Annotated in this window: 17 protein-coding genes; 9 read left to right on the top strand and 8 right to left on the bottom strand. The window is 61.2% G+C overall.

Features of this window, described 5'->3' with window-relative positions:
• Positions 1-240: 240 nt before the first annotated feature.
• The 3 genes from FHT69_RS27910 to FHT69_RS27900 all read left to right on the top strand — a co-directional run bounded on the left by FHT69_RS27910 (position 241) and on the right by FHT69_RS27900 (position 4,826).
• Positions 241-2,169, top strand: a complete 1,929-nt coding sequence (locus FHT69_RS27910; RefSeq protein ID WP_063474163.1) for a diguanylate cyclase — start codon at positions 241-243, stop codon at positions 2,167-2,169.
• An 81-nt stretch (positions 2,170-2,250) separates the two neighbouring features.
• A complete protein-coding gene (locus FHT69_RS27905) occupies positions 2,251-4,545 on the top strand; it encodes an FdhF/YdeP family oxidoreductase (protein WP_063474164.1) in 2,295 nt (764 codons plus the stop codon).
• Entirely contained in the window at positions 4,542-4,826 is a 285-nt protein-coding gene (locus FHT69_RS27900; protein WP_063474165.1) for a hypothetical protein, read from the top strand. Before FHT69_RS27905 ends, FHT69_RS27900 begins: the two co-directional genes overlap by 4 nt.
• Positions 4,827-4,877: 51 nt before the next feature.
• On the opposite strand, the gene FHT69_RS27895 is transcribed toward FHT69_RS27900, so the two are convergent.
• The 8 genes from FHT69_RS27895 to FHT69_RS27860 all read right to left on the bottom strand — a co-directional run bounded on the left by FHT69_RS27895 (position 4,878) and on the right by FHT69_RS27860 (position 14,636).
• Complete coding sequence (locus FHT69_RS27895) at positions 4,878-5,876, bottom strand: AraC family transcriptional regulator (RefSeq protein ID WP_047616827.1); 999 nt, start codon at positions 5,874-5,876, stop codon at positions 4,878-4,880.
• 1,110 nt (positions 5,877-6,986) lie between these two features.
• Positions 6,987-7,991 carry an Ldh family oxidoreductase gene (locus tag FHT69_RS27890; RefSeq protein WP_063474166.1) on the bottom strand — a complete coding sequence of 335 codons (1,005 nt, stop codon included), beginning with the start codon at positions 7,989-7,991 and terminating at the stop codon, positions 6,987-6,989.
• Positions 7,991-9,976 (bottom strand): FAD-dependent oxidoreductase, encoded by a 1,986-nt coding sequence (locus FHT69_RS27885; RefSeq protein WP_097596425.1) that lies wholly within the window; start codon positions 9,974-9,976, stop codon positions 7,991-7,993. Before FHT69_RS27885 ends, FHT69_RS27890 begins: the two co-directional genes overlap by 1 nt.
• Before the next feature lie 100 nt (positions 9,977-10,076).
• Positions 10,077-11,156, bottom strand: coding sequence for a glycine betaine/L-proline ABC transporter ATP-binding protein (locus FHT69_RS27880; protein WP_047616821.1), 1,080 nt, complete (start codon positions 11,154-11,156; stop codon positions 10,077-10,079).
• Complete coding sequence (locus tag FHT69_RS27875) at positions 11,149-12,036, bottom strand: ABC transporter permease (protein ID WP_047616819.1); 888 nt, start codon at positions 12,034-12,036, stop codon at positions 11,149-11,151. The genes FHT69_RS27880 and FHT69_RS27875 overlap by 8 nt, the downstream gene beginning before the upstream one ends.
• A 95-nt stretch (positions 12,037-12,131) precedes the next feature.
• Positions 12,132-13,133, bottom strand: coding sequence for an ABC transporter substrate-binding protein (locus FHT69_RS27870; protein WP_063474167.1), 1,002 nt, complete (start codon positions 13,131-13,133; stop codon positions 12,132-12,134).
• A 67-nt stretch (positions 13,134-13,200) separates the two neighbouring features.
• On the bottom strand, positions 13,201-13,995 hold the full coding sequence (locus FHT69_RS27865) for a pyrroline-5-carboxylate reductase family protein (RefSeq protein WP_063474168.1): 795 nt from the start codon (positions 13,993-13,995) through the stop codon (positions 13,201-13,203).
• Positions 13,996-14,006: 11 nt separating this feature from the next.
• Positions 14,007-14,636 carry a TetR/AcrR family transcriptional regulator gene (locus FHT69_RS27860; protein ID WP_063474169.1) on the bottom strand — a complete coding sequence of 210 codons (630 nt, stop codon included), beginning with the start codon at positions 14,634-14,636 and terminating at the stop codon, positions 14,007-14,009.
• A gap of 147 nt (positions 14,637-14,783) precedes the next feature.
• Here FHT69_RS27860 and FHT69_RS27855 point away from each other — a divergent pair, with 147 nt between their 5' ends.
• The 6 genes from FHT69_RS27855 to FHT69_RS27830 form a co-directional block, all read left to right on the top strand.
• Positions 14,784-16,820, top strand: a complete 2,037-nt coding sequence (locus tag FHT69_RS27855) for an NADH:flavin oxidoreductase (RefSeq protein WP_063474170.1) — start codon at positions 14,784-14,786, stop codon at positions 16,818-16,820.
• 47 nt (positions 16,821-16,867) lie between these two features.
• Positions 16,868-17,470, top strand: a complete 603-nt coding sequence (locus FHT69_RS27850) for a dimethylsulfoniopropionate lyase (RefSeq protein WP_048338176.1) — start codon at positions 16,868-16,870, stop codon at positions 17,468-17,470.
• 33 nt (positions 17,471-17,503) lie between these two features.
• On the top strand, positions 17,504-18,253 hold the full coding sequence (locus FHT69_RS27845; RefSeq protein ID WP_183906242.1) for an electron transfer flavoprotein subunit beta/FixA family protein: 750 nt from the start codon (positions 17,504-17,506) through the stop codon (positions 18,251-18,253).
• A gap of 23 nt (positions 18,254-18,276) precedes the next feature.
• Positions 18,277-19,206: an electron transfer flavoprotein subunit alpha/FixB family protein gene (locus tag FHT69_RS27840; protein ID WP_183906241.1), complete on the top strand. Its 930-nt coding sequence runs from the start codon at positions 18,277-18,279 to the stop codon at positions 19,204-19,206.
• A 14-nt stretch (positions 19,207-19,220) separates the two neighbouring features.
• A complete protein-coding gene (locus tag FHT69_RS27835) occupies positions 19,221-19,919 on the top strand; it encodes a dimethylsulfonioproprionate lyase family protein (RefSeq protein ID WP_063476712.1) in 699 nt (232 codons plus the stop codon).
• Positions 19,920-20,041: FAD-dependent oxidoreductase (locus FHT69_RS27830; RefSeq protein WP_183613477.1), on the top strand; the 122-nt coding region annotated here is incomplete at its 3' end.

Genomic DNA, 20,041 nt, shown 5'->3' with positions numbered 1-20,041 from the left:
GCCTTATCGCATCGGGCGCTATCCGTTGAACTGCAGCGCATTGCGGACATGATGTCTCCTGCCGTCTTCGGGCATGACCTTTCAATCCGGTTCAGCGTCTTTCTCATGTCGTCAAATCTGGCAGCAAGGCCCTGCGCATACTTCACCGTCTCCAGCACTCGCTTCGGCCCGGAGACGCATCTGCAAATGAAATAGCCTGATGGGTCTCCGATTTAACTAAGCTCAAACCAGTGTTGCCCTATGATCAGTTCGGTACATGTATTGGAAGGTGGATCCAACGCAGTGAGTGGCATCTGGACGCAATTCGGTGGCAACCTTTCTTTCGTGTGCCTGGCCATTTCGCTCTGGGCGCATTTTTCGATCCAGTTTCAGCGCAGTTCGGCCAGGCAGGAGAAAATCGCCTTCGGAATCGTAGCCGGCGCGGCCTCGATCGGATCGATATTGCTGGCCGTCGAATTCAATCCCGGCCTCTATATCGACTTGCGCTTCTCGCCGCTTGCTTTGGCGGGCATGTTCGGCGGGCCGATCGCGGCGGCTTTTGCGGCGTCGCTGGCGATGGCCTTTCGCTTCTGGGTCGGCGGCACGGCAATGATCGACGGTCTCGTCGCGATTGCTGTCGCGACCGGCATCGGCCTGATTGGCAATTTCTGGATCCGCAAGAGATCTCCCCGGCTCATGGACGTTGGCCTGCTGGGCCTCGCGCTCGGCGCCTCTCTTGTCGTGTTGATGGCGACGCTTCCCACCCTGGTGCACGCCCGTGTGCTGGCCATGATCGGTCTGCCCATGACCGTATTGAACTGCCTGGCGACTGCGCTGTGTGGTTTCATTCTGTTGAAGACCCAACAATGGGCGCTGGAGCGAAGCATATTGGTGACCGCATTTTCGCAGTCGCCCGACTATCTCTACGTGAAGGATCGAAACAGCCGGTTCATCACCGTCAACGAAAATATGATCCGCCTTTATCGTTTCAAGACGACGGCGGAGATGACCGGATTGTCAGATTTTAATCTCCTGTCGCGCCCGCTCGCTGAAGAATTGTATTATCTCGAACAGCAGCTTATGGACACCGGGGTGCCTCTGATCGACTCTACCGAGCATATCGAAGGCAGATCCCTGCTCGCCTCCAAGGTGCCGCTGCGCGATAGGCAGGGGCGGGTGATCGGCCTTGCGGGCGTAACACGTGACATTACGGAGCGTACCGTCCTGGAGCGGGAATTGCGCGAAAGCAAGAACCTGCTGTCGCATGCGATGGCCGGCATGTCCGACGGTATCGCCATGTACGACAGCAAGGGTTTCCTTGTTTTCTGCAACGAGCAGTATCGCACCGCCTTTCCGCTATCCGGGGATGCGCGCGTGGTTGGCGCCCATATCAGCGACATTCTCCGCCGCGTCGCCGAAACAAACGAGCGCACCGGTATTCCGGACAATGACCTCGAAGAATGGATCAAGGTCGCCAGTGCTGCGCTGCACAGCAACAAGGACGAAGAGGTCCAGCTTTATAACGGCGACTGGCGCAGCATCCGGACAAGGCTTGCCGAAGACGGCACGGCGATGGCCGTCGTCTCGGACGTCACCGCGACGAAGCAGGCGGAAATCGCGCTCAGGCTGTCGGCGGAGCAACTGAAGTCCCTTGCCGAGACCGACGGGCTCACCGGCATCGTCAATCGTCGGGCCTTCGACGAAGCTTTCGCACGCGAGACCACCGGCAGCGCCAGGAAGAACACGCCGTTCAGCCTGCTGATGGTCGATATCGACCGCTTCAAGGCCTATAACGACACCTACGGTCATCCCGCCGGAGACCAATGCCTGCGTGTCGTCAGCAAGTGCCTTCGCCAGTCCGTCAGCCGGCCGGCAGACATCGTCGCACGTTACGGCGGAGAGGAATTCGTGGTTCTGCTTCCGGCGACCAGTGCGAAAGGGGCAATGATCGTTGCCGAGCAATTCGCACGTCTCCTAAACCAGGAGAATATCGTTCATTCCGGCAGCGAATTCGGACGAGTGACCGCCAGTATCGGCATATCCTGCGCGACCGGCGCCACCTTGAGGGTCAACCCGAACCGTCTCCTGACGGAGGCCGATGCGGCGCTCTACGACGCCAAGACGCAAGGCCGCAATCGCATCCTGGCACATTCGCCCGACGAACGGCATGCCATGAAGGACGTTGGTTGATTGAATCCTTGATAGGTTTTTCCTATCGATCCATCGCTCCTGCGGCCTTGATGTTTTCCTCGCTTCGACAATACAGGGCGCATGGACAAAAAATTCATTGGCAAGAAATCGGCGGCAGCCGGCGGCTGGGGCGCGTTGAAGAGCTGCGGGAAGCAGTTGCTTCAAAGCGGCATGCCGATTTCCGGGGCGCGGACGATGCTGAAGGCGAACCAGCCGGATGGGTTCGATTGCCCGGGTTGCGCCTGGGGCGATCCGGAACACGGATCGTCGTTCGAGTTCTGCGAAAACGGTGTGAAGGCCGTCGCCTGGGAGGCGACGGAGAAGCGGGCAACGCCCGCTTTCTTCGCTGACAATACGGTATCGCAGCTTCGCCGGCTGACGGATTATGAGCTGGAACTCAACGGCCGCCTGACGCATCCGATGCGCTACGATGCGGCGAGCGACCGTTATCTGCCGGTCGCGTGGGGGGATGCCTTCGCCGAAATCGGAGCCATTCTTAAGGGTCTCGATCATCCCAACCGGGCGGAATTCTATACGTCCGGCCGGGCGAGCAACGAGGCGGCCTTCCTCTACCAGCTCTTCGTGCGCGTCTATGGCACGAACAATTTTCCCGACTGCTCCAACATGTGCCACGAGGCAAGCGGCATCGCCATGCGCCAGGCGGTCGGTGTGGGCAAGGGCACGGTGCTTCTGGAGGATTTCGAAGAGGCCGATGCGATCTTCGTGATCGGACAGAACCCGGGCACCAACCATCCCCGCATGCTCGGCGACTTGCGCCGGGCGGCGATCCGCGGCGCGCGCATCGTCGTCTTCAATCCGATCCGCGAACGCGGCCTGGAGCGCTTCTCCGATCCTCAGGACAAGATCGAGATGCTGCGCGGCGGTTCGACCGACATCGCCAGCCTTTATCTCCAGCCGCAACTCGGCGGCGACATGGCCGCGGTGCGCGGGATGGCGAAGGCCGTGCTGGCTGCGGAAGAGGCAGCGGTCGCCGCCGGTCTGCCCTCCGTTCTCGACCATGCATTTCTCGCCGAACACTGCGCGGGTTTTGCGGAATATCGGGCAGCGGTCGAGGCAACGAGTTGGGCTGAGATCGAGGATCAATCGGGACTGAGCCGGCAGGAGATCGAACGGGCGGCCGATGTCTATATCAACGCCGAGAAGGTCATCTGCACCTGGGCGATGGGCGTGACCCAGCATCTGCATTCGGTCGCGACGATCCGCGAGATCGCCAATTTCATGTTCCTGCGCGGCAATATCGGCCGGCCGGGTGCCGGCCTTTGCCCGGTTCGCGGGCATTCCAACGTGCAGGGCGACCGCACCGTCGGCATCAACGAAAAGCCGTCGGACGATTTCCTCGATGCGCTGGAGAAACACTTCCGCTTCGCCGTTCCCCGCGAACATGGCCACAATGTCCTTGCCGCCATCGGCGCGATGCTCGACGGCTCGGCCGAGGCCTTCATCGGGCTTGGCGGCAATTTCGCCCGCGCCACCCCCGACAGCGCCCTTGTCGAAAAGGCGCTGCGGCGGCTGAAGCTGACGGTGCACATCGCCACCAAACCCAATCATTCGCATCTCATGCCCGGTGAGGCCGCCTTCATCCTGCCGTGCCTCGGGCGCACCGAGATGGATATGAACGCGGCGGGCAACTCCCAGCTCGTCAGCGTCGAGGATTCGATGAGCATGGTGCACGGTTCCGCCGGCATCAATCGCCCTGCCTCACCGCATCTCCTCTCGGAAGTCGCCATCATTGCCGGCATTGCGCAAGCGACGGTCGGCGCCGCCGTGGTCGACTGGACAGAGCTCGCCGGCGACCACGACCGCATTCGCGATCATATCGCGGCGACTATCCCGGGCTTCGAAAATTACAATGCGCGCCTGCGCAAGCCGCGCGGTTTCCACCTGCGCAACACGGCCGCCCATCGGGAGTGGGATACGCCGGCAGGCAAGGCGTCATTCTCTGCCGAGCCGCTTCCGGAAGAGACGGTGCATCAGCGGGCGCGAAAGGGTGAGGGGCGTTTCGCCCTGCAGACCTTCCGGTCGCACGATCAATACAATACGACGGTCTATGGCCTCGATGACCGATATCGCGGCGTTTACGGGGAGCGGCAGGTCATCTTCATTCACCCGGCGGATCTGCAGGCGATGCATGCCGAGGCCGGCGACCGGGTCGACGTGGTCGGCGAGCATGAGGACGGTATCGAGCGCATCGCTGAGAATTTCCGCTTTGTGCCCTATGACATCCCCCGGGGAAGCATAGCGGGTTATTACCCCGAACTGAACGTGCTCGTGCCGCTTGGCAGCGCCGGCAGGGAAAGCGATACGCCCACTTCGAAATCGATCATGGTGTCCTTCCGCCGGCGAAAAGCCGCGTGAGCGTAGAGGCAGCCGAGGTCGATCGCTTTCTTGCCCTCGTCGCGGCGGCGCAAGGCAGAGATGCCCAATTGACGTCGATACAAGCCGGCCTGCTCGTCGCCGCGGAGCTGGGGATTGCGCGTGACAGCCGCACCTTTGCGCGCATGCTGGGGATAGCGCATTCTCTCGTGCTGAGGGAACTCAACGCCCTGGCGGAACGCGAGGGCGTGCTGCAGATCGTCAAGCGCGATCCAAGGACGATGAGAGTGCATTACACATTGCCGCCGAGGGACGAGGCGTAGCCCCTTGCGTCGGCCGCGGGCTGCCCGCTTACTCGCCGCAAGCCGAGGCCATCATCGCCGGATCACGCGCTTCCTGGTGTCGGAAGGGTATTCTCCGTAGGTGTTTTTATAGACCGCGGAAAACCGGCCGAAATGAAAGAAGCCCCATTTGAGACAGATGGCCTTCATGGTGTCCTTGCTCTCGGGATCGAGCAGATCCTGGCGCGCCGCACGCAGACGAAGGGTCAAGAGGTAGGCGGCGGGAGAGGTTCCCCTGAAGGCACGAAAACCGGTTTCGAGCGCCCGGCTGGATACGCCGGCCGCTTCGGCGACCTTCGGCATGGTGATCGGCTGATCGATATTGGCGTGCATGAATTCAATCGCCCGGCGGACATGCCGGGGAGCGATCAGGGCCGGGCCATTCTCCAGGAAATGCGACAGCCGGTGCGGCACCAGGCGCACGACCAGATCGGCCAGCGCCTGCGTCATATGCGCCATGGCGATCGGCGACTGCAGCAAGGGACCATCGTCGCGCATGCCCGCGATGATCGTTTCCGTGAGATTGCTGATCAACCGGCCTTCCGGCTTGGACAGATCCAGTTCGGGCAGCAGGTCGAGAGAGCCGCTGAACGGCATCTCGAAAGTCTGGCCGATCGTCTGGAGGATGAGCGGCCAGTTGATCAGCAACTCGTCGATGACGTTCGATCGCCCATGCATGATGACGCTGTTGGGCTCGAAATTATTGTAAAGAAGCAATTTTCCTTGCCCGGCCTCGGCGACGCGCGACCCATAGGTGACCCCCATGCCGCCGCTGCGCGGCACGACGATCGACAGATATTCGGCCGTATCGACGGTCGGCTCGATATTGAACTGAAATTCCGCCTCATGATAACCGGTGAGCAGGACGGCACTGTCACATGCCGAGAAATCCAATCCCCAATGGAAGTCCTGGCTGCGGCCGACAGGCTCGGCATCAAATGCGCCAAAGGCGCCGCCCAGCGTTTCGACCATGTTGTCGAAGGACGAACCGCTAAATCGAAATGAGAATGGGGCAGTGCTATTTTCCGTCATGCCGCTCCTATCGTTTCAATGGGGCTGTGTTGACTTGTCCTTCTCCGTCGCTCGCCGATGCCGGCGCAATCCATGATAGCGCTGACATATTGATGCGCGTACCTCCAATCGCTTCGCCTGATACCATCGACCATCCTCCTCCGCTTCGTCAGGGCCTGTGGACGTGATTGATTGCTGAGGCGTGGCTATATATTAGCCGATCGGAGCATGCAGCGCAGCAGGTCTCAGCGGAGCAGGGGAATCTGCACGTGGTGTCGGCATCGGGATCGGTGGTTTGCGTAAGCCGATGCAGACGAAACGCGGGCGTGACAAGCGTCAATAAAACCAACCCGTTAAATGCATTGCCAAGAGTTCCCATCGCATCCGTTTTTCGCAGCCTGACGGCAGGAACTGGCAGAACTCGGAACAGTTGGCAAGCCATCGGGCTGATGATGAAACGATTACGCAGAAGGGTAAATTTATCGCCTGTATCCGCCAGGCCACTATACAGCGCATCGCGCCAATGCGAATTCATGCGACGCGTTTTAGGATTTTGATTCAAAGTGATAGAGCGGCCTTGGCACGTCCGAGAAAAACGCGGCCGCGCTCGGCGGGCTCAAATGCAGCGGGTCTTGCCGAGAGGAGCGATATCTGAAGCTTATCGAGTGGGCCCCCGATTTCGCAAGTCGCGCAGTCGCCTGCCGAAGGTTCTATAGTGGACCGCTTAAAGAGGGCCTTCGGCAGGCTGACAGGCATGCAGGCATACGCACGGGATGCAGTGCGTATGTATGATCCCTTCCATCCTTTTGGGGGTGATGGATGAACGGGTTTGGTTTTAGGACCGCAAACCATAATGGCATTGGTCGGGATTGATCTTACTGTTCCTCAGCTATGGAGCAATTGTCCGGTCCCGATATTGTCGGCCGAGCGGCTTTTCGTGACGCAGTCTGGACTGATCTTGCGCAAAATGTATATGAAGCCGCTCCCCTGAAGCCGTCTGTTCTGCGCAATGCGCTGCGCAAAGTGGATAGAGATCTTTAGTTTCTCAATTAGCCGAACGAGGACATTGTCGCCATGGTTGCGCACTGGTCCGCAGTGCGCGCGCTTCTTCGGCTTGGTAATGATTTGCTTTCACTGAAGGCACAAGCGGCGGATCGTTTCGAGCACCGCTGCGTCGACTTCGAGGCTATCGGTTTCCGCGGTACATGCGGACATCGCTCTGTCGCCGGGGATGCGAACTCCCTTGGCGCGCAGCCGCTCCAATTGGGCCGTGGCTCGCGCCTGAAAATCCGGATCTACTGCTGCGGGAAAGAGCGCGATCACGGTCATTCCGGCATTGACCGGATGCTCGCCCGAGAGAAAGTGGCCTGCATCGAGCGACCATGCGGCCCCGGAAAGACCCGCGGAAAGCATCTCGACGACAAGGGCGATATTGGCGCCCTTGTAGCCGCCGAAGGGCAGGAGCGCGCCGAGCATCGCCTTGACCGGATCAGTGGTGATTGCGCCGGTCTCATCGATGGCGATGCCGTGAGCGATCGGCGACTGCGCCTTGGCCGCCTCGGCAAGGGTGACGAAGGCCGTAGCGCTCGTCGCCTGGTCGATGACGAGAGGCGGCAAAGGGGCCGGCATGGGCGCGCCGAAGGCCAGCGGATTTGTGCAGTAAACGCGCTCACCGCCCTCGGCGGCGGCCATCAATGGTGGGCCGTTGGCAGCGGCGATGGAGATCAATCCGTCCTGAGCCAGGCGCCTGATGTAATATCCCAGTTCCCCGGCGGTATAGCTGTTTTTCTGCGTGAAGACTGAAATGCCGAAGGTTTTCACGCGTTTCGTGAAGTCGTCGTAAATGAGGTCAAAGCCGAGCTGCGCTATGCCGCCATCCGCATCGGCCTGGATCAGGGCCGGCAGCACATGGTTGAAGCCGGGCTTGGCGTCTCCGTTGATCCGCCCCTCGCGCAGGCTGGCGAGATAATCGACGAAATGCGGAAAACCCAGCTCGGGGCGCCCGAAACGGGCAGCCGACAGCGTTGCATCGACGAGCGCCTTCGCCATGGCCTGGCTGGCACCGCAGGCGAGGCAGGCTTCGAGCGCCAGTTGGCGGAGCTCGTCGATCGGCATTCTGATCCTCTGCCCGGTCATCACAGCTCCAATGCGGCTCGCCTGCCCTCATAGAAGGCATAGGGCGCCTGGCGCGGGGCGGCGCAGTCTCCGATCTCCACGATATGGCGACCGCTCGAGCGCAGTTCTTCGCCGAGCCAGTTGGCGGCTGCATTGGTTGTGGCGAGCACCAGGCTGTCGCCTTCCTCGAAGAAATGCTCGCCGGTATTGTGATCCAGCAGGGTGACGCCGTTGCCGTGCCACGCCAGCACGCTGACCTCCAGACGCCATTGGACACCCAGCCTCTTCAAGGTCCGACGCAGCGGTACGTCGGCGGTGGTGCGCTGAAGTTCCTTGCCGATGAAGGGGTCGGGCGAGAGCATGGTCACCAGGTGCCCATCTTCGGCGAGCTTCCAGGCGGTTCCGCAGCCGCGCCAGCCGCCACCCTCGTCGAGCAGCAGGACCCTTTTGCCCGGCCTTGCCTGCCGCGCCATGACAGCCTCGATCGTGAAGACGTTTCCCCTTTCGATGCCGGGCAGCGTCTCGACCGAAGGCAGAGCCTTCTGGAAGCCGGTGTCGGGAGAATAGGAACCTGTCGCCAGGATGACGGCATCCGCGCCGATCGCTTCGACATCCGATGCCTCGACATAAGAGTTGAGCCGGATCTCGACACCGAGTTTCGTCAGCTGCCGCTCGTACCAGCCGATGAGGTCGAGGATCTGCGCGCGGCGAGGCTGCAGTCCGGCCAGCAGGAAATTGCCGCCGAGCCGGCTGGAGGCTTCCGCGAGGATGACCCGGTGGCCTCTCTCCGCGGCTGCGCGGGCGGCTTCCAGACCGGCAGGCCCGCCGCCGACGACCAGCACCGTTCTCGGCTGGCCGGCCGGGCTGAAGCGGTCGCCGCCCCATTGGTATTCCCGTCCGGCCGACGGGTTGATGAGGCAGCTTATCCAATAATCACGCGAGCGCCGGCCCCAGCACATCTGGTTGCACGAAATGCAGCCGCGAACATCGTCGGGGCGGTCTTCGCCGGCTTTTCGGGCGAGATGGGGATCAGCGATCTGGCCGCGGACGATCGAGACGAGGTCCGCCGCTCTTTCTCCCAGAACGGTTTCGGCATTCTCCGGCGTTCTGATGTGGCTTTCGGCGATGACGAGCGCATGCTTGACGGACCGCCTGATCGTCGCAGCGAGATCGGCGCCGAGCTTCTCCGGGTAAAGGAATGTCGGCATCAGCTTGTGGAAGTCGAGATAGCCGCCCGAGCCGCAGGTGACGTAATCGACGAGGCCGAGATCGTCATGGAGGGCGACGATCTCGGCAAGCTCGTCCCGCGTCAGCGCGACGCTATGATCGGGCTCATCGCTGATCGCAAGCCCGATGATGAAATCCTGACCGCAGACCGCCCGGATGCGGCTCGTGATCTCGCGCGAGAAACGTGTCCTATTTTCGAGCGAACCGCCCCATTGATCCTCTCGCCGGTTCGACCAGGGCGTCCAGAACTGCTCGATGAGGCCGAGATAGGCCGCCCAGACCTCCACGCCATCGAAACCGGCCTCATGACAGCGGCGCGCCGCCTGCACGAATCCGTCGATGGTTTCTGAGATTTCCGCCTCGCTCATGGCATGCGAGCCGTCGCTGTCGTGATAACTGGGCAGACCGGACGGCGACCAATGCGGGTGGTATGAATTATCGGAATCTCCATGCGCGCCAACATGGTAGAGCTGCTGGATCGCGACCGCGCCGTTTTCCCTGATCGCCGTCGTGACCTTCCTGAAATGAGGGACGACACTATCGTCGCCGGGAAGAAAATTCCCGCGCGTCAACACGGCGGCGGGATGGACCGGCATCGGTTCGACCACGATCATTCCGGCGCCGCCGATCGCACGCTCGGCATAATAGGCAACATGCCGGTCGCCGGGCACGCCGTTGTTCGCCATGTTTGCCGTATGCGCGCCGAAGACGATCCTGTTGCGCAAAATGTGTCCGCGCAGACTGACGGGCGAAAACAGACGCGGGAAGAGTTTCGACATGGTGATCCCCAAGCGTCAGGCGGCCGACTTTCCATTTCCTGCGATGGCGTGCCCGATATCGGTATCGCCAACGAAACGGAGAGACGGCCGCATTTGAGCTTCAGAGTGCGACCGAGAGGGCGCTATCGCGTCGGGGAGCCACCTCCTGCGAGTTCACCATCGCGCCTGCGAGCTGGCGGAAGGTGACGAGACCCAATGCTTCGCCTGATGGTGAAATCACCCTGGCATCGTCGTCCGGCGCCGATGCCAGGATCCGGACGGCCTCTTCGACTGTCGTGCCTGACGCAATCGTCAATCCGCCGGGTACTGCGCCGGAATGCAGGGGGGTCATGACGGCTTCGACATGGATGACGCGGCCGCGATTAACCTCCTTGACGAAGTTGGCGATGTAATCGTCCGCCGGACGCAGGACGATGTCCTGGCTGGTGCCCTGCTGGATGACTTCGCCGTCGCGCAGGATCGCAATCTGGTCGCCCAGGCGAAGGGCTTCATCGAGATCGTGGGTGATGAAGACGATGGTTTTCTTGATCTCCCTCTGAATGTCGAGAAGGACCGTCTGCATATCCGTGCGGATCAAGGGATCGAGCGCCGAATAGGCTTCGTCCATCAAAAGGACCGGCGCATCGTTGGAAAGGGCGCGCGCCAGGCCGACACGCTGTTGCATGCCGCCGGAGAGCTGGTTGGGATATTTCTGCTCGAAGCCCTTGAGACCGACCCGCTCCAGCCAGCGCATGGCGACGTCGACGGCTTTCGAACGCTCCATGCCCTGCACTTCGAGGCCGAAGATGGTATTGTCGAGAACATTCCGGTGCGGCAGAAGCGCGAACTTCTGAAACACCATGGCCGTCTGGTGCCGGCGAAACGCCCGCAATTCGGTCTCGTTCATTTTCACGACATCGACGCCGTCGACAAGCACTTCGCCGGCGGTTGGATCGATCAGACGATTGATGTGGCGGATGAGGGTCGATTTGCCCGAACCCGAAAGGCCCATGATGACCTGGATGCGGCCCGAAGGTATCTCGATATTGATATTGCTCAAGCCCAGCACGTGGCCATGCTTTTGGTTGAGCTCGGTCTTCGACAATCCTTTTTGGACGGCATCGACGTAAGCGGCAGGATTGGGACCGAAGATCTTGTAGAGATGGCGGATCTTGATGCCGCCGAAACGTTGATCAGCCATGGACGATCTCCCGATGCTTCTGGAGCCTCTTGCCATATGCCTGGCTGACCCGGTCGAAGATGATGGCGATGCCGACGATGGCAAGGCCGTTGAAAATGCCCAGAGTGAAGTACTGGTTGGCGATCGCCTTCAGAACCGGCTGGCCAAGACCCTGGACACCGATCATCGAGGCGACGACGACCATGGCGAGCGCCATCATGATGGTCTGGTTGATGCCGGCCATGATGGTGGGAAGCGCCAGCGGCAACTGGACCTTGAACAGTTTCTGCGAGCTCGATGTCCCGAAGGCGTCGGCCGCCTCCAGCACGTCCTTGTCGACCAGGCGGATACCGAGGTCGGTCAGCCTGATCATCGGCGGGATGGCGTAGATGACGACGGCGATCAGTCCCGGCACCTTGCCGATGCCGAGCAGCATGACGACAGGGATCAGGTAGACGAAGCTCGGCATGGTCTGCATGACGTCGAGGATCGGGTTGATGACGCGCTGCAGCCGGTCGGAACGCGCCATCAGGATCCCCATCGGGATGCCGATGGCGATCGAGAGCACGGTACAGACGAAGATCATCGAGACCGTCCGCATCGTATCGTCCCACATGTCGAAATAGCCGATCAGCAGCAGTGTCACGAGACAGCCGAAGACGATCTTCAGGCTGCGGCTCGCAAACCATGCGATCACAAGGATGATGGATGTGATGATCGGCCACGGCGTCTGCGTCATGAAGCGGTCGGCGGCGATGAGAAAATGCTGCAGCGGGGAGAAGAGGCTTTCGATCGCGTCGCCATAGCTGCGAGTAAAGGCGCGAAAGCCGTCATCGATCGCCTTCTTCAGATTGCGAAGGGCATCATCATCCATATGCGGGAATTTATAAAACCATTCCATTCGGTTCCCCTTTTTCTTCAAAGAGCCGCGGCAGTCTTTTTGATTTTATCGGCAGCGAGAGGCGGTGCGCTTTGAGCGCACCGCAATAGTCGGCGTTAAAGCGCAGCTTCGATCTTCGCGGCTGCCTCAGGCGAGACCCACTTTGTCCAGAGGTCCTTGTTTTCCTTCAGGAAGTGCTTTGCGCCATCTTCGCCGGTTGCCTGGTTGTCGGTCATCCACGCCATCAGCTTGTTGACCGTGTCATTGCTCCAGGAGCGCTTCGTCAGATAGTCCATGACCTCAGGCCCGACCTTTTCCGAGAAGGGCTTGGCAACCAAGGTCACGACGTGATCGACCGGCCATGCGTTCGGCTTCGGATCGGGGCAATCGGCGACGGTGATGCAGCGCTTCCATTCGGCTGCATCCTGCGGCACACCGGCTTCGAGCTTGACCATCTGATACTTGCCGAGCAGCGCGGTCGGCGCCCAGTAATAGCCGGCCCAGCCTTCCTTGCGTTCGTAAGCCTTGGCGATAGAACCATCGAGGCCGGCGGCTGAGCCGGTATCGACGAGGGTGAAGCCGGCCTTCTCGGCTTCGAAGGCCTTGTAGAGCTGCGTGGTCACGACGGTGCCGCCCCAGCCCTGCGGCCCGTTGTAGATGGCGCCCTTCTTCGGATCTTCCGGATCGGGGAAGAGTTCCGGATGCTTCAGCACGTCGCCGATGGTCTTGATATCGGGATGGGCATCGGCAACATATTTGGGAATCCACCAGCCCTGTACGCCGCCATCGGGCAGCGGAGAGCCGACCTGGACGATCCGGCCTTCATCCGTTCCCTTCTTGACGACATCGGGAAGCAGGTCGATCCAGGCTTCCGGCGCGATATCGGGCTGGCCCTTTTCGGCCATGGAGGTGATCGTCGGGACGGTGTCGCCGACGGTGATGTCGGCCTCGCAGCCATAACCTTCGTTCAGGATGAACTTGTCGAGGTTAGAGAGAACCTCTGCACTCTGCCAGTTCATGCTGGCGATGGTCACACTGCCGCATTCGGCGGCGCTGGCGAAAGACGCCCCGCCGATCAGGCCGAATGTCAGGCATGTCGATGCAAGTAGTTTTTTCATTTCGTTCCCTCTGCTTAGCGGCCGATTTTGACGAGCGGGGCGCCGCAGGAACCCGCTCCAACGGTTGTCAGGAAGCGTCTCCCATACTCACCGATTTCTTGAATGCCGCCGACAGTCCCTTGGCGACGGAAGCGTTGAACCCGGCAGCGCGCATGCCTTCGATGGCTGCTGCGGTGGTGCCGCGATAGGCGAGAAAGGTTTGAACGACGTCGTCAGGACATTCGTCACGGCGCTCCAGCAGGCGGCCGGCGCCTGTCATCACCGTGTTGACGGCCCGCTGCGCAATCTCCGCCGGCAGGCCATGGGCGACGGCGTCGCTCATCATGGCGGCTGCGAGCAGCGCCGGGAATGCCGGTCCGGATCCGGAAAGGCCGGTGAGATAGTCGATGTCGCTTTCCCTTCCGACCTCGTCCTCAGATCCGCATGCCTGGAAAATGGCGCGGACGACTGCTCGATCGTCTTCCGTGACGTCGCTTGTGCCAGTCCAGGGCGTATAGGATCTGGTTACTTCGGCAGCGGCATTCGGCAGAGCGCGGACGACGCGAGCGGTGTTGTGGCGTTCCGAAAGTGCGCCCAAGCGGATGCCCGCCATGACAGAGATGACGAGCCTGCCGCCGGCATCGAACTCCAGGGCCTGCCAGTCGGCCGGACGAACGGAGAGAAGGATCACATCCGAGCGGTCGGCAAGCTCCTGATTGTCGGTGGTCAGGAAAGAATTCGGGAAACGGCGCGGCGGCTCGCTGCGATAGGAGAGGGAGAGATTTCGAGGACCGACCAGGCCGGCATCGAGGATCGAGCCGGCGATTGCTCCGCCAAGCCATCCGCCGCCGCCAATGATACCGATCCTCAAGGAAACGCTCATCTCGGCCTTCCCTAACCGGGCCTATGGCCATGCCGGGAGAAGAAGCGATCGAGCTCCCTCTGCTGCGGCACTTCGCCGGTGTAGATCGCAATATACTCTGGAATCCGTTTCATGCGGACGGCGAGTTCCTCCCTGGACTGCATGGAGATATAGCCGATCTGAACGAGGTAAGTTGTTCGCGCTCTGACATCTGATGTCGTTTCTGGTAGTCCGAACCGGATGAACATGCGCTTGAGCGCTTCCAGGCGAAGCTGATCGGCTTGCCGGACTTCGGCGAGAATCTCGTCGGACTGCAGCGCCCAGCTGCGCACGGCGAATTCAAACCTGGCGTCGAACAGATCATTGTTGAGCCAGCAATCGAAGACGTTGAGCATCGCCTCGGCAAGCGATTCCGCGTAAGCTTCCGACTGCTTGACGATGTTGCCGGTGTTTTTATCGCGCCAGCGCGCCACAAGCGCGGCCAACAGCTCCTCCCGATCCTTGAAGAACCAGTAGAAGCTCGTGCGAGAGAGATTGAGCTTCTTCGCCAGCGGCAGAATCTTCACCGAATCCACCCCGGAATCCAGCAGGGAGTGATACGCTGCTTCCAGCCATCCCTCCTGTGATCCGCGCCAGCCAGTGTCGTTCAAAGCCTGATCCATGGGGTGTTTCCTATCAAATTATCAAACCACGCACAAGAAAAATGTACATCAGTGTCGAAAATAACGACCCGTTTGTTTTCCTCGTTGACACTTATGTACATTATGCTTAGCGTCTCCTCTGACGTTTTTAATCCGGAACCACGGCCCATGTCGAATGACCCCCTTCTTCAGCCCTATCAGCTCAAGCATTTGAAGCTGCGCAACCGTCTCATCGTGACCTCCCACGAGCCTGCCTATCCGGAAGACGGCATGCCGAAGGAGAGGTATCGCGCCTATACGGTGGAGCGGGCAAAGGGCGGCGTGGCGCTGACGATGACCGCAGGCTCGGCCGCGGTGTCCAGGGACAGTCCGCCGGTTTTCAACAACCTGCTCGCCTATAAGGACGAGATCGTCCCGTGGATCAGGGAAATGACCGACGCTGTGCATGAAGAGGGGGCGGCGATCATGATCCAGCTCACCCATCTCGGCCGGCGCACGCGCTGGGACAAGGGCGACTGGCTGCCGGTCGTGGCGCCGTCGCATCATCGCGAGGCATCCCACCGCGCCTTCCCGAAGAAGATGGAAGATTGGGACATCGAGCGCATCATCAAGGATTTCGCCGATGCTGCGGAGCGCATGAAGGCGGGCGGCATGGACGGTGTCGAGCTGGAGGCCTACGGCCATCTGATCGACCAGTTCGCGTCGCCGCTGACCAACGAACTCGATGGTGCCTATGGCGGCTCTCTCGAAAACCGCATGCGCTTCTGTCTCGATGTGTTCAAGGCGATCCGGCAAAGGGTGGGTGACGACTTCATCCTCGGCGTTCGTTATACCGCCGACGAATGTCTTCCCGGCGGTACCGGCAAGGCCGAAGGCATGGAGATTTCCAAGCGGCTCCGCGATAGCGGCCTCATCGACTATCTGAACGTCATTCGGGGCCACATCGATACCGATGCGGGTTTGACGGATGTCATTCCGATCCAGGGCATGGCAAACTCTCCGCACCTGGATTTTGCCGGTGAAATCCGGGCCGCGACCAATTTTCCGACGTTCCACGCTGCCAAGATACCGGACGTCGCGACCGCGCGTCACGCGATCGCGGCCGGGAAAGTCGACATGATCGGCATGACCCGCGCCCACATGACCGATCCGCACATCGTCCGCAAGATCATCGAAAAACGGGAAGAGGATATCCGCCCCTGCGTCGGCGCCAATTACTGTCTCGATCGCATCTACCAGGGCGGCGCCGCCTTCTGCATCCACAATGCCGCCACCGGCCGCGAACTGACGATGCCGCATATCGTGGCGAAGGCCGACGCCAGGAAAAAAGTCGTCATCGTCGGCGCCGGCCCGGCCGGTCTGGAAGCGGCGCGCGTCGCCGGGGAACGCGGCCATCAGGTCGTCGTTTTCGAGGCGGCGAACAATCCCGGCGGTCAGATCCGGCTCACCGCCCAGAGTGAGCGCCGCAGGGAGATGATCAGCATCATCGACTGGCGCATGAGCCAGTGCGAGAAATACGACGTCACCTTCCACTTCAACACCTGGGCGGAAGCCGACACCATCGAGGCCGAAAATCCCGATGTCGTCATCATTGCGACCGGCGGCCTGCCGCATACCGAGGTTCTCACGAGCGGCAACGAGCTGGTGGTCTCTTCGTGGGACATCATTTCCGGCGACGTGAAGCCTGGAACCAACGTGCTGATCTTCGACGATGCCGGCGACCATGCCGGCCTGCAGGCGGCGGAGTTCATCGCCAAGGCAGGCGCCAAGGTCGAGATCATGACGCCGGACCGGTCCTTCGCGCCTGAGGTCATGGCCATGAACCTGGTGCCCTATATGCGTTCTCTTCAGAAGCACGACGTGACCTTCACCGTCACCTACCGTCTGGAAGCCGTCGAGAAGAGCGGCAACCAGCTGGTCGCTCATATCGGCAGCGATTACGGCGGGATTGCCAGGCAGCACAGCTTCGACCAGATCGTCGTCAATCATGGGACCATCCCGCTCGATGAGCTCTATTTCGAACTGAAACCCAATTCGAGCAATCTCGGTGAGATGTCGCACGACCAGCTTCTGTCTGGAGAACCCCAGTCCATCGTCCGCAATCCCGACGGCAGGTTCCAGCTGTTCCGGATCGGCGATGCCGTGGCCGCACGCAACACGCATGCCGCCGTCTATGACGGACTGCGCATCGCAAAAGATATCTGATCGCAAGATCAGCCGCCTGTCGGCGGGTCGTTTCGGGAGGTGATGACATGAGTTTGCGCAATGAAAGCCTCCAGATTTTCGTGGATGCGGCTTTCGTGGCTTTCGACCAATTTGCCAGGGCGCCGGAAGCCCGTCGCTCGATTCGTCAGATTTCTACGGCGCTGGAATGCCCGGGAGATGCACGCGCAGGGGAAGGAAGTCGATTGCCCGTGTGTGCGCTCCTTGATGTGGCGCTCTCGATCGATCCGTCCTATCCTTCGCTGGCGCGTTTGATCGAGGGGTTCAAAGGCATCGAGCCAATGCTTGAATGGCGTCGGCGCACCAAGTATGACCACACGGCCAGCGACAATTTTGTCGATGGCCATGCCAATGCGATGATCATCGGCCCGGGAGGATTGGAGGAGCGGAGCGACCTGTGGATCGGCGTGACGTTGATGGCGCCTCACATGCGCTACCCCGATCACGACCATGCACCGGAGGAAGTCTACCTCGTGCTTTCCGAGGGAGAATTCCAGCAGGGGGAAGGGGACTGGTTTTCGCCTGGTATCGGCGGATCCTTCTACAATCTCCCTGGCATCAAACATGCCATGAGGTCGCTCGACACGCCGCTCTTCGCCTTCTGGGCATTGCTTGCCGAACGGCCGCACTGACGGCCGGTAGTCTAGAAATAAAGGGGGTCACCCATGAAGATACTCGTGCCCGTCAAACGGGTTGTCGACTACAACGTGAAGATCCGGGTTCGTCCGGATGGCACGGGTGTCGAGCTTGCCAATGTGAAAATGTCGATGAACCCGTTCGACGAGATCTCGGTGGAAGAGGCGCTGCGGCTGAAGGAAGCCGGCAAGGCCGAAGAGGTGGTCGTGGTGTCGATCGGTCCTGCCAAGGCCGAGGAGACGCTGAGGACGGCACTCGCCATGGGCGCCGACCGGGCGATCCTGGTCGAGACCGACGATGCGGTCGAGCCGCTGGCGGTTGCCAAGATCCTCAAGGCTGTCGCCGATGCCGAACAGCCCGGCCTTGTTATCGTCGGCAAGCAGGCGATCGACGACGATTCGAACCAGACCGGCCAGATGCTGGCGGCACTGCTTGGGTTTGCCCAGGCGACCTTCGCCTCGAAGATCGAGATTGACGATGGCAAGGCGACCGTCACCCGCGAAGTCGATGGCGGCCTGCAGACGATCGAGATCAAGCTGCCGGCGGTGGTCACCTCGGACCTGCGCCTGAACGAACCGCGTTATGCCTCGCTGCCTAATATCATGAAGGCGAAGAAGAAGCCGCTCGACAAGAAGTCTCCTGCCGATTTCGGTGTTGCCACCACACCGCGCCTCAAGGTGTTGAAGACCGAGGAGCCATCCGGCCGCAAGGCCGGCGTCAAGGTCAAGTCGGTCGCCGAGCTGGTCGACAAGCTCAAGAACGAAGCCGGCGTGCTTTAAGCCAGAACCAGGGAGCCCTCATCATGACCATTCTTCTTCTGGCCGACCACGACAATGCAAGCCTTTCCGACCAGACCGCCAAGGCGCTGACGGCAGCGTCCAAGATCGGCGGCGACGTGCATGTGCTGGTCGCTGGCAAGGGCGCAAAGGCTGCTGCCGATGCGGCGGCCAAGCTTGCCGGCGTCTCCAAGGTGCTGCTGGCCGAAAGCGATGCGCTGGCCAACAATCTGGCCGAACCGCTGGCCGAGCTGATCGTCTCGCTGGCCGGCAGCTATGACACGATCCTCTCGGCTGCGACGTCGGTCGGCAAGAATGTGCTGCCGCGCGTCGCTGCCCTGCTCGATGTCGCCCAGCTCTCCGAGATCATCGAGGTGATCTCTGCCGATACCTTCAAGCGGCCGATCTATGCCGGCAATGCCATCCAGACGGTGCAGGCAACCGATGCCAAGAAGGTCATCACCGTACGCACCGCCTCCTTCGCCTCTGCAGCCGAAGGCGGCTCCGCGCCGATCGAGACGGTTGCAGCGGTTTCCGATCCCGCTCTGTCGCGCTTCGTCGCCGATGCGCTGTCGGCCTCCGATCGTCCGGAACTGACCTCGGCGAAGATCATCATCTCCGGCGGCCGGGCGCTCGGTTCGGCGGAAAAATTCCGGGAGGTCATCCTGCCGCTTGCCGACAAGCTCGGGGCTGCCGTCGGGGCAAGCCGCGCGGCCGTCGATGCCGGTTATGCGCCGAACGACTGGCAGGTCGGCCAGACCGGCAAGGTGGTGGCGCCGCAGCTCTATATCGCCTGCGGCATTTCAGGCGCCATCCAGCATCTGGCCGGGATGAAGGATAGTAAGGTGATCGTCGCCATCAACAAGGACGAGGAGGCGCCGATCTTCCAGGTCGCCGACTACGGACTGGTCGCCGATCTCTTCGACGTCCTGCCGGAATTGCAAAAGGCGCTTTAGCGGGGAGACCGAACGTGGCGCGCACGGTGGGACGTCCAATCAAACCTGGTGCCGACCTTCTCCTGAACGATGACGAGAAGCCGGCATATATACGGCTCCACGACATCGGAAGGGAAAGGCGTTCTCGGCCGTTGCAGGAATTCCTCAACGATGTCGGCGGGCTGATGTTGTCGGCGGAGGCTCCCGCCGTCGCCAGCTTCGTCGCGGGCAAGGTTCTCCAGAGGCTGCTCAAGACCGGCAAGGTGCGCCCGGAGGGCGGGTCCCTTCCCGGCACGCCGGAAGGGCTTGATGACGCCATCGCCCATCTTGCGAAATCGGGACGGAAATATGAGGCGATCGCCAGCCAGTTCCATAGTCTCGCCGACAAGCTGCTCTGGAGACGCGGCCGTTCCGGTCCGTTTGCAAGCCTGAATTTTGGCGATACGCATTCCCATGCGGTTGTCGTCGGCCCGGGCGGCATGGAGGAACGCGCCGATCTCAGGGTCGGCGTGATCTACATGGATCGCTACACCCGTTTCCCCGATCATGTTCAGACGCAGCCCCGTGCCTTCCTCCTGCTTTCGCCCGCTGAAATCTCCCTTGGCGATTCCCAATGGTTTTCTGCCGCTACCGGCACAGTCTTCGCGAACGATGCCGGGCAATCCTTCGCGATAAGATGCACGGCCCGGCCGCTTCTCGCGGTCTGGTGCCAGATCGAGCCGGAGACGAAATAGATGACCGAGACGACCGAGTTGCCCGAACGCGAGAGCATGGAATTCGACGTTGTGATCGTCGGCGCCGGTCCGGCCGGTCTTGCGGCGGCGATCCGGCTGAAGCAGGTCAATCCGGAGCTCTC

The organism is Rhizobium sp. BK008, from assembly GCF_014197345.1.
GTDB classification, from domain to species: domain Bacteria; phylum Pseudomonadota; class Alphaproteobacteria; order Rhizobiales; family Rhizobiaceae; genus Rhizobium; species Rhizobium anhuiense.
Note: the sequence above shows the minus strand (reverse complement) of the source record. Positions and strands in the feature narration are given on the sequence as shown.

Excerpts from the sequence above, each read along its gene's own strand:
- FHT69_RS27845 (WP_183906242.1), top strand. The coding sequence starts at position 17,504 with ATGAAGATACTCGTGCCCGTCAAACGGGTTGTCGACTACAACGTGAAG.
- FHT69_RS27890 (WP_063474166.1), bottom strand. The coding sequence starts at position 7,991 with ATGACCGGGCAGAGGATCAGAATGCCGATCGACGAGCTCCGCCAACTG.
- FHT69_RS27875 (WP_047616819.1), bottom strand. The coding sequence starts at position 12,036 with ATGGAATGGTTTTATAAATTCCCGCATATGGATGATGATGCCCTTCGC.
- FHT69_RS27840 (WP_183906241.1), top strand. The coding sequence starts at position 18,277 with ATGACCATTCTTCTTCTGGCCGACCACGACAATGCAAGCCTTTCCGAC.
- FHT69_RS27910 (WP_063474163.1), top strand. The coding sequence starts at position 241 with ATGATCAGTTCGGTACATGTATTGGAAGGTGGATCCAACGCAGTGAGT.
- FHT69_RS27880 (WP_047616821.1), bottom strand. The coding sequence starts at position 11,156 with ATGGCTGATCAACGTTTCGGCGGCATCAAGATCCGCCATCTCTACAAG.
- FHT69_RS27905 (WP_063474164.1), top strand. The coding sequence starts at position 2,251 with ATGGACAAAAAATTCATTGGCAAGAAATCGGCGGCAGCCGGCGGCTGG.
- FHT69_RS27860 (WP_063474169.1), bottom strand. The coding sequence starts at position 14,636 with ATGGATCAGGCTTTGAACGACACTGGCTGGCGCGGATCACAGGAGGGA.
- FHT69_RS27865 (WP_063474168.1), bottom strand. The coding sequence starts at position 13,995 with ATGAGCGTTTCCTTGAGGATCGGTATCATTGGCGGCGGCGGATGGCTT.
- FHT69_RS27850 (WP_048338176.1), top strand. The coding sequence starts at position 16,868 with ATGAGTTTGCGCAATGAAAGCCTCCAGATTTTCGTGGATGCGGCTTTC.
- FHT69_RS27870 (WP_063474167.1), bottom strand. The coding sequence starts at position 13,133 with ATGAAAAAACTACTTGCATCGACATGCCTGACATTCGGCCTGATCGGC.
- FHT69_RS27885 (WP_097596425.1), bottom strand. The coding sequence starts at position 9,976 with ATGTCGAAACTCTTCCCGCGTCTGTTTTCGCCCGTCAGTCTGCGCGGA.
- FHT69_RS27855 (WP_063474170.1), top strand. The coding sequence starts at position 14,784 with ATGTCGAATGACCCCCTTCTTCAGCCCTATCAGCTCAAGCATTTGAAG.
- FHT69_RS27895 (WP_047616827.1), bottom strand. The coding sequence starts at position 5,876 with ATGACGGAAAATAGCACTGCCCCATTCTCATTTCGATTTAGCGGTTCG.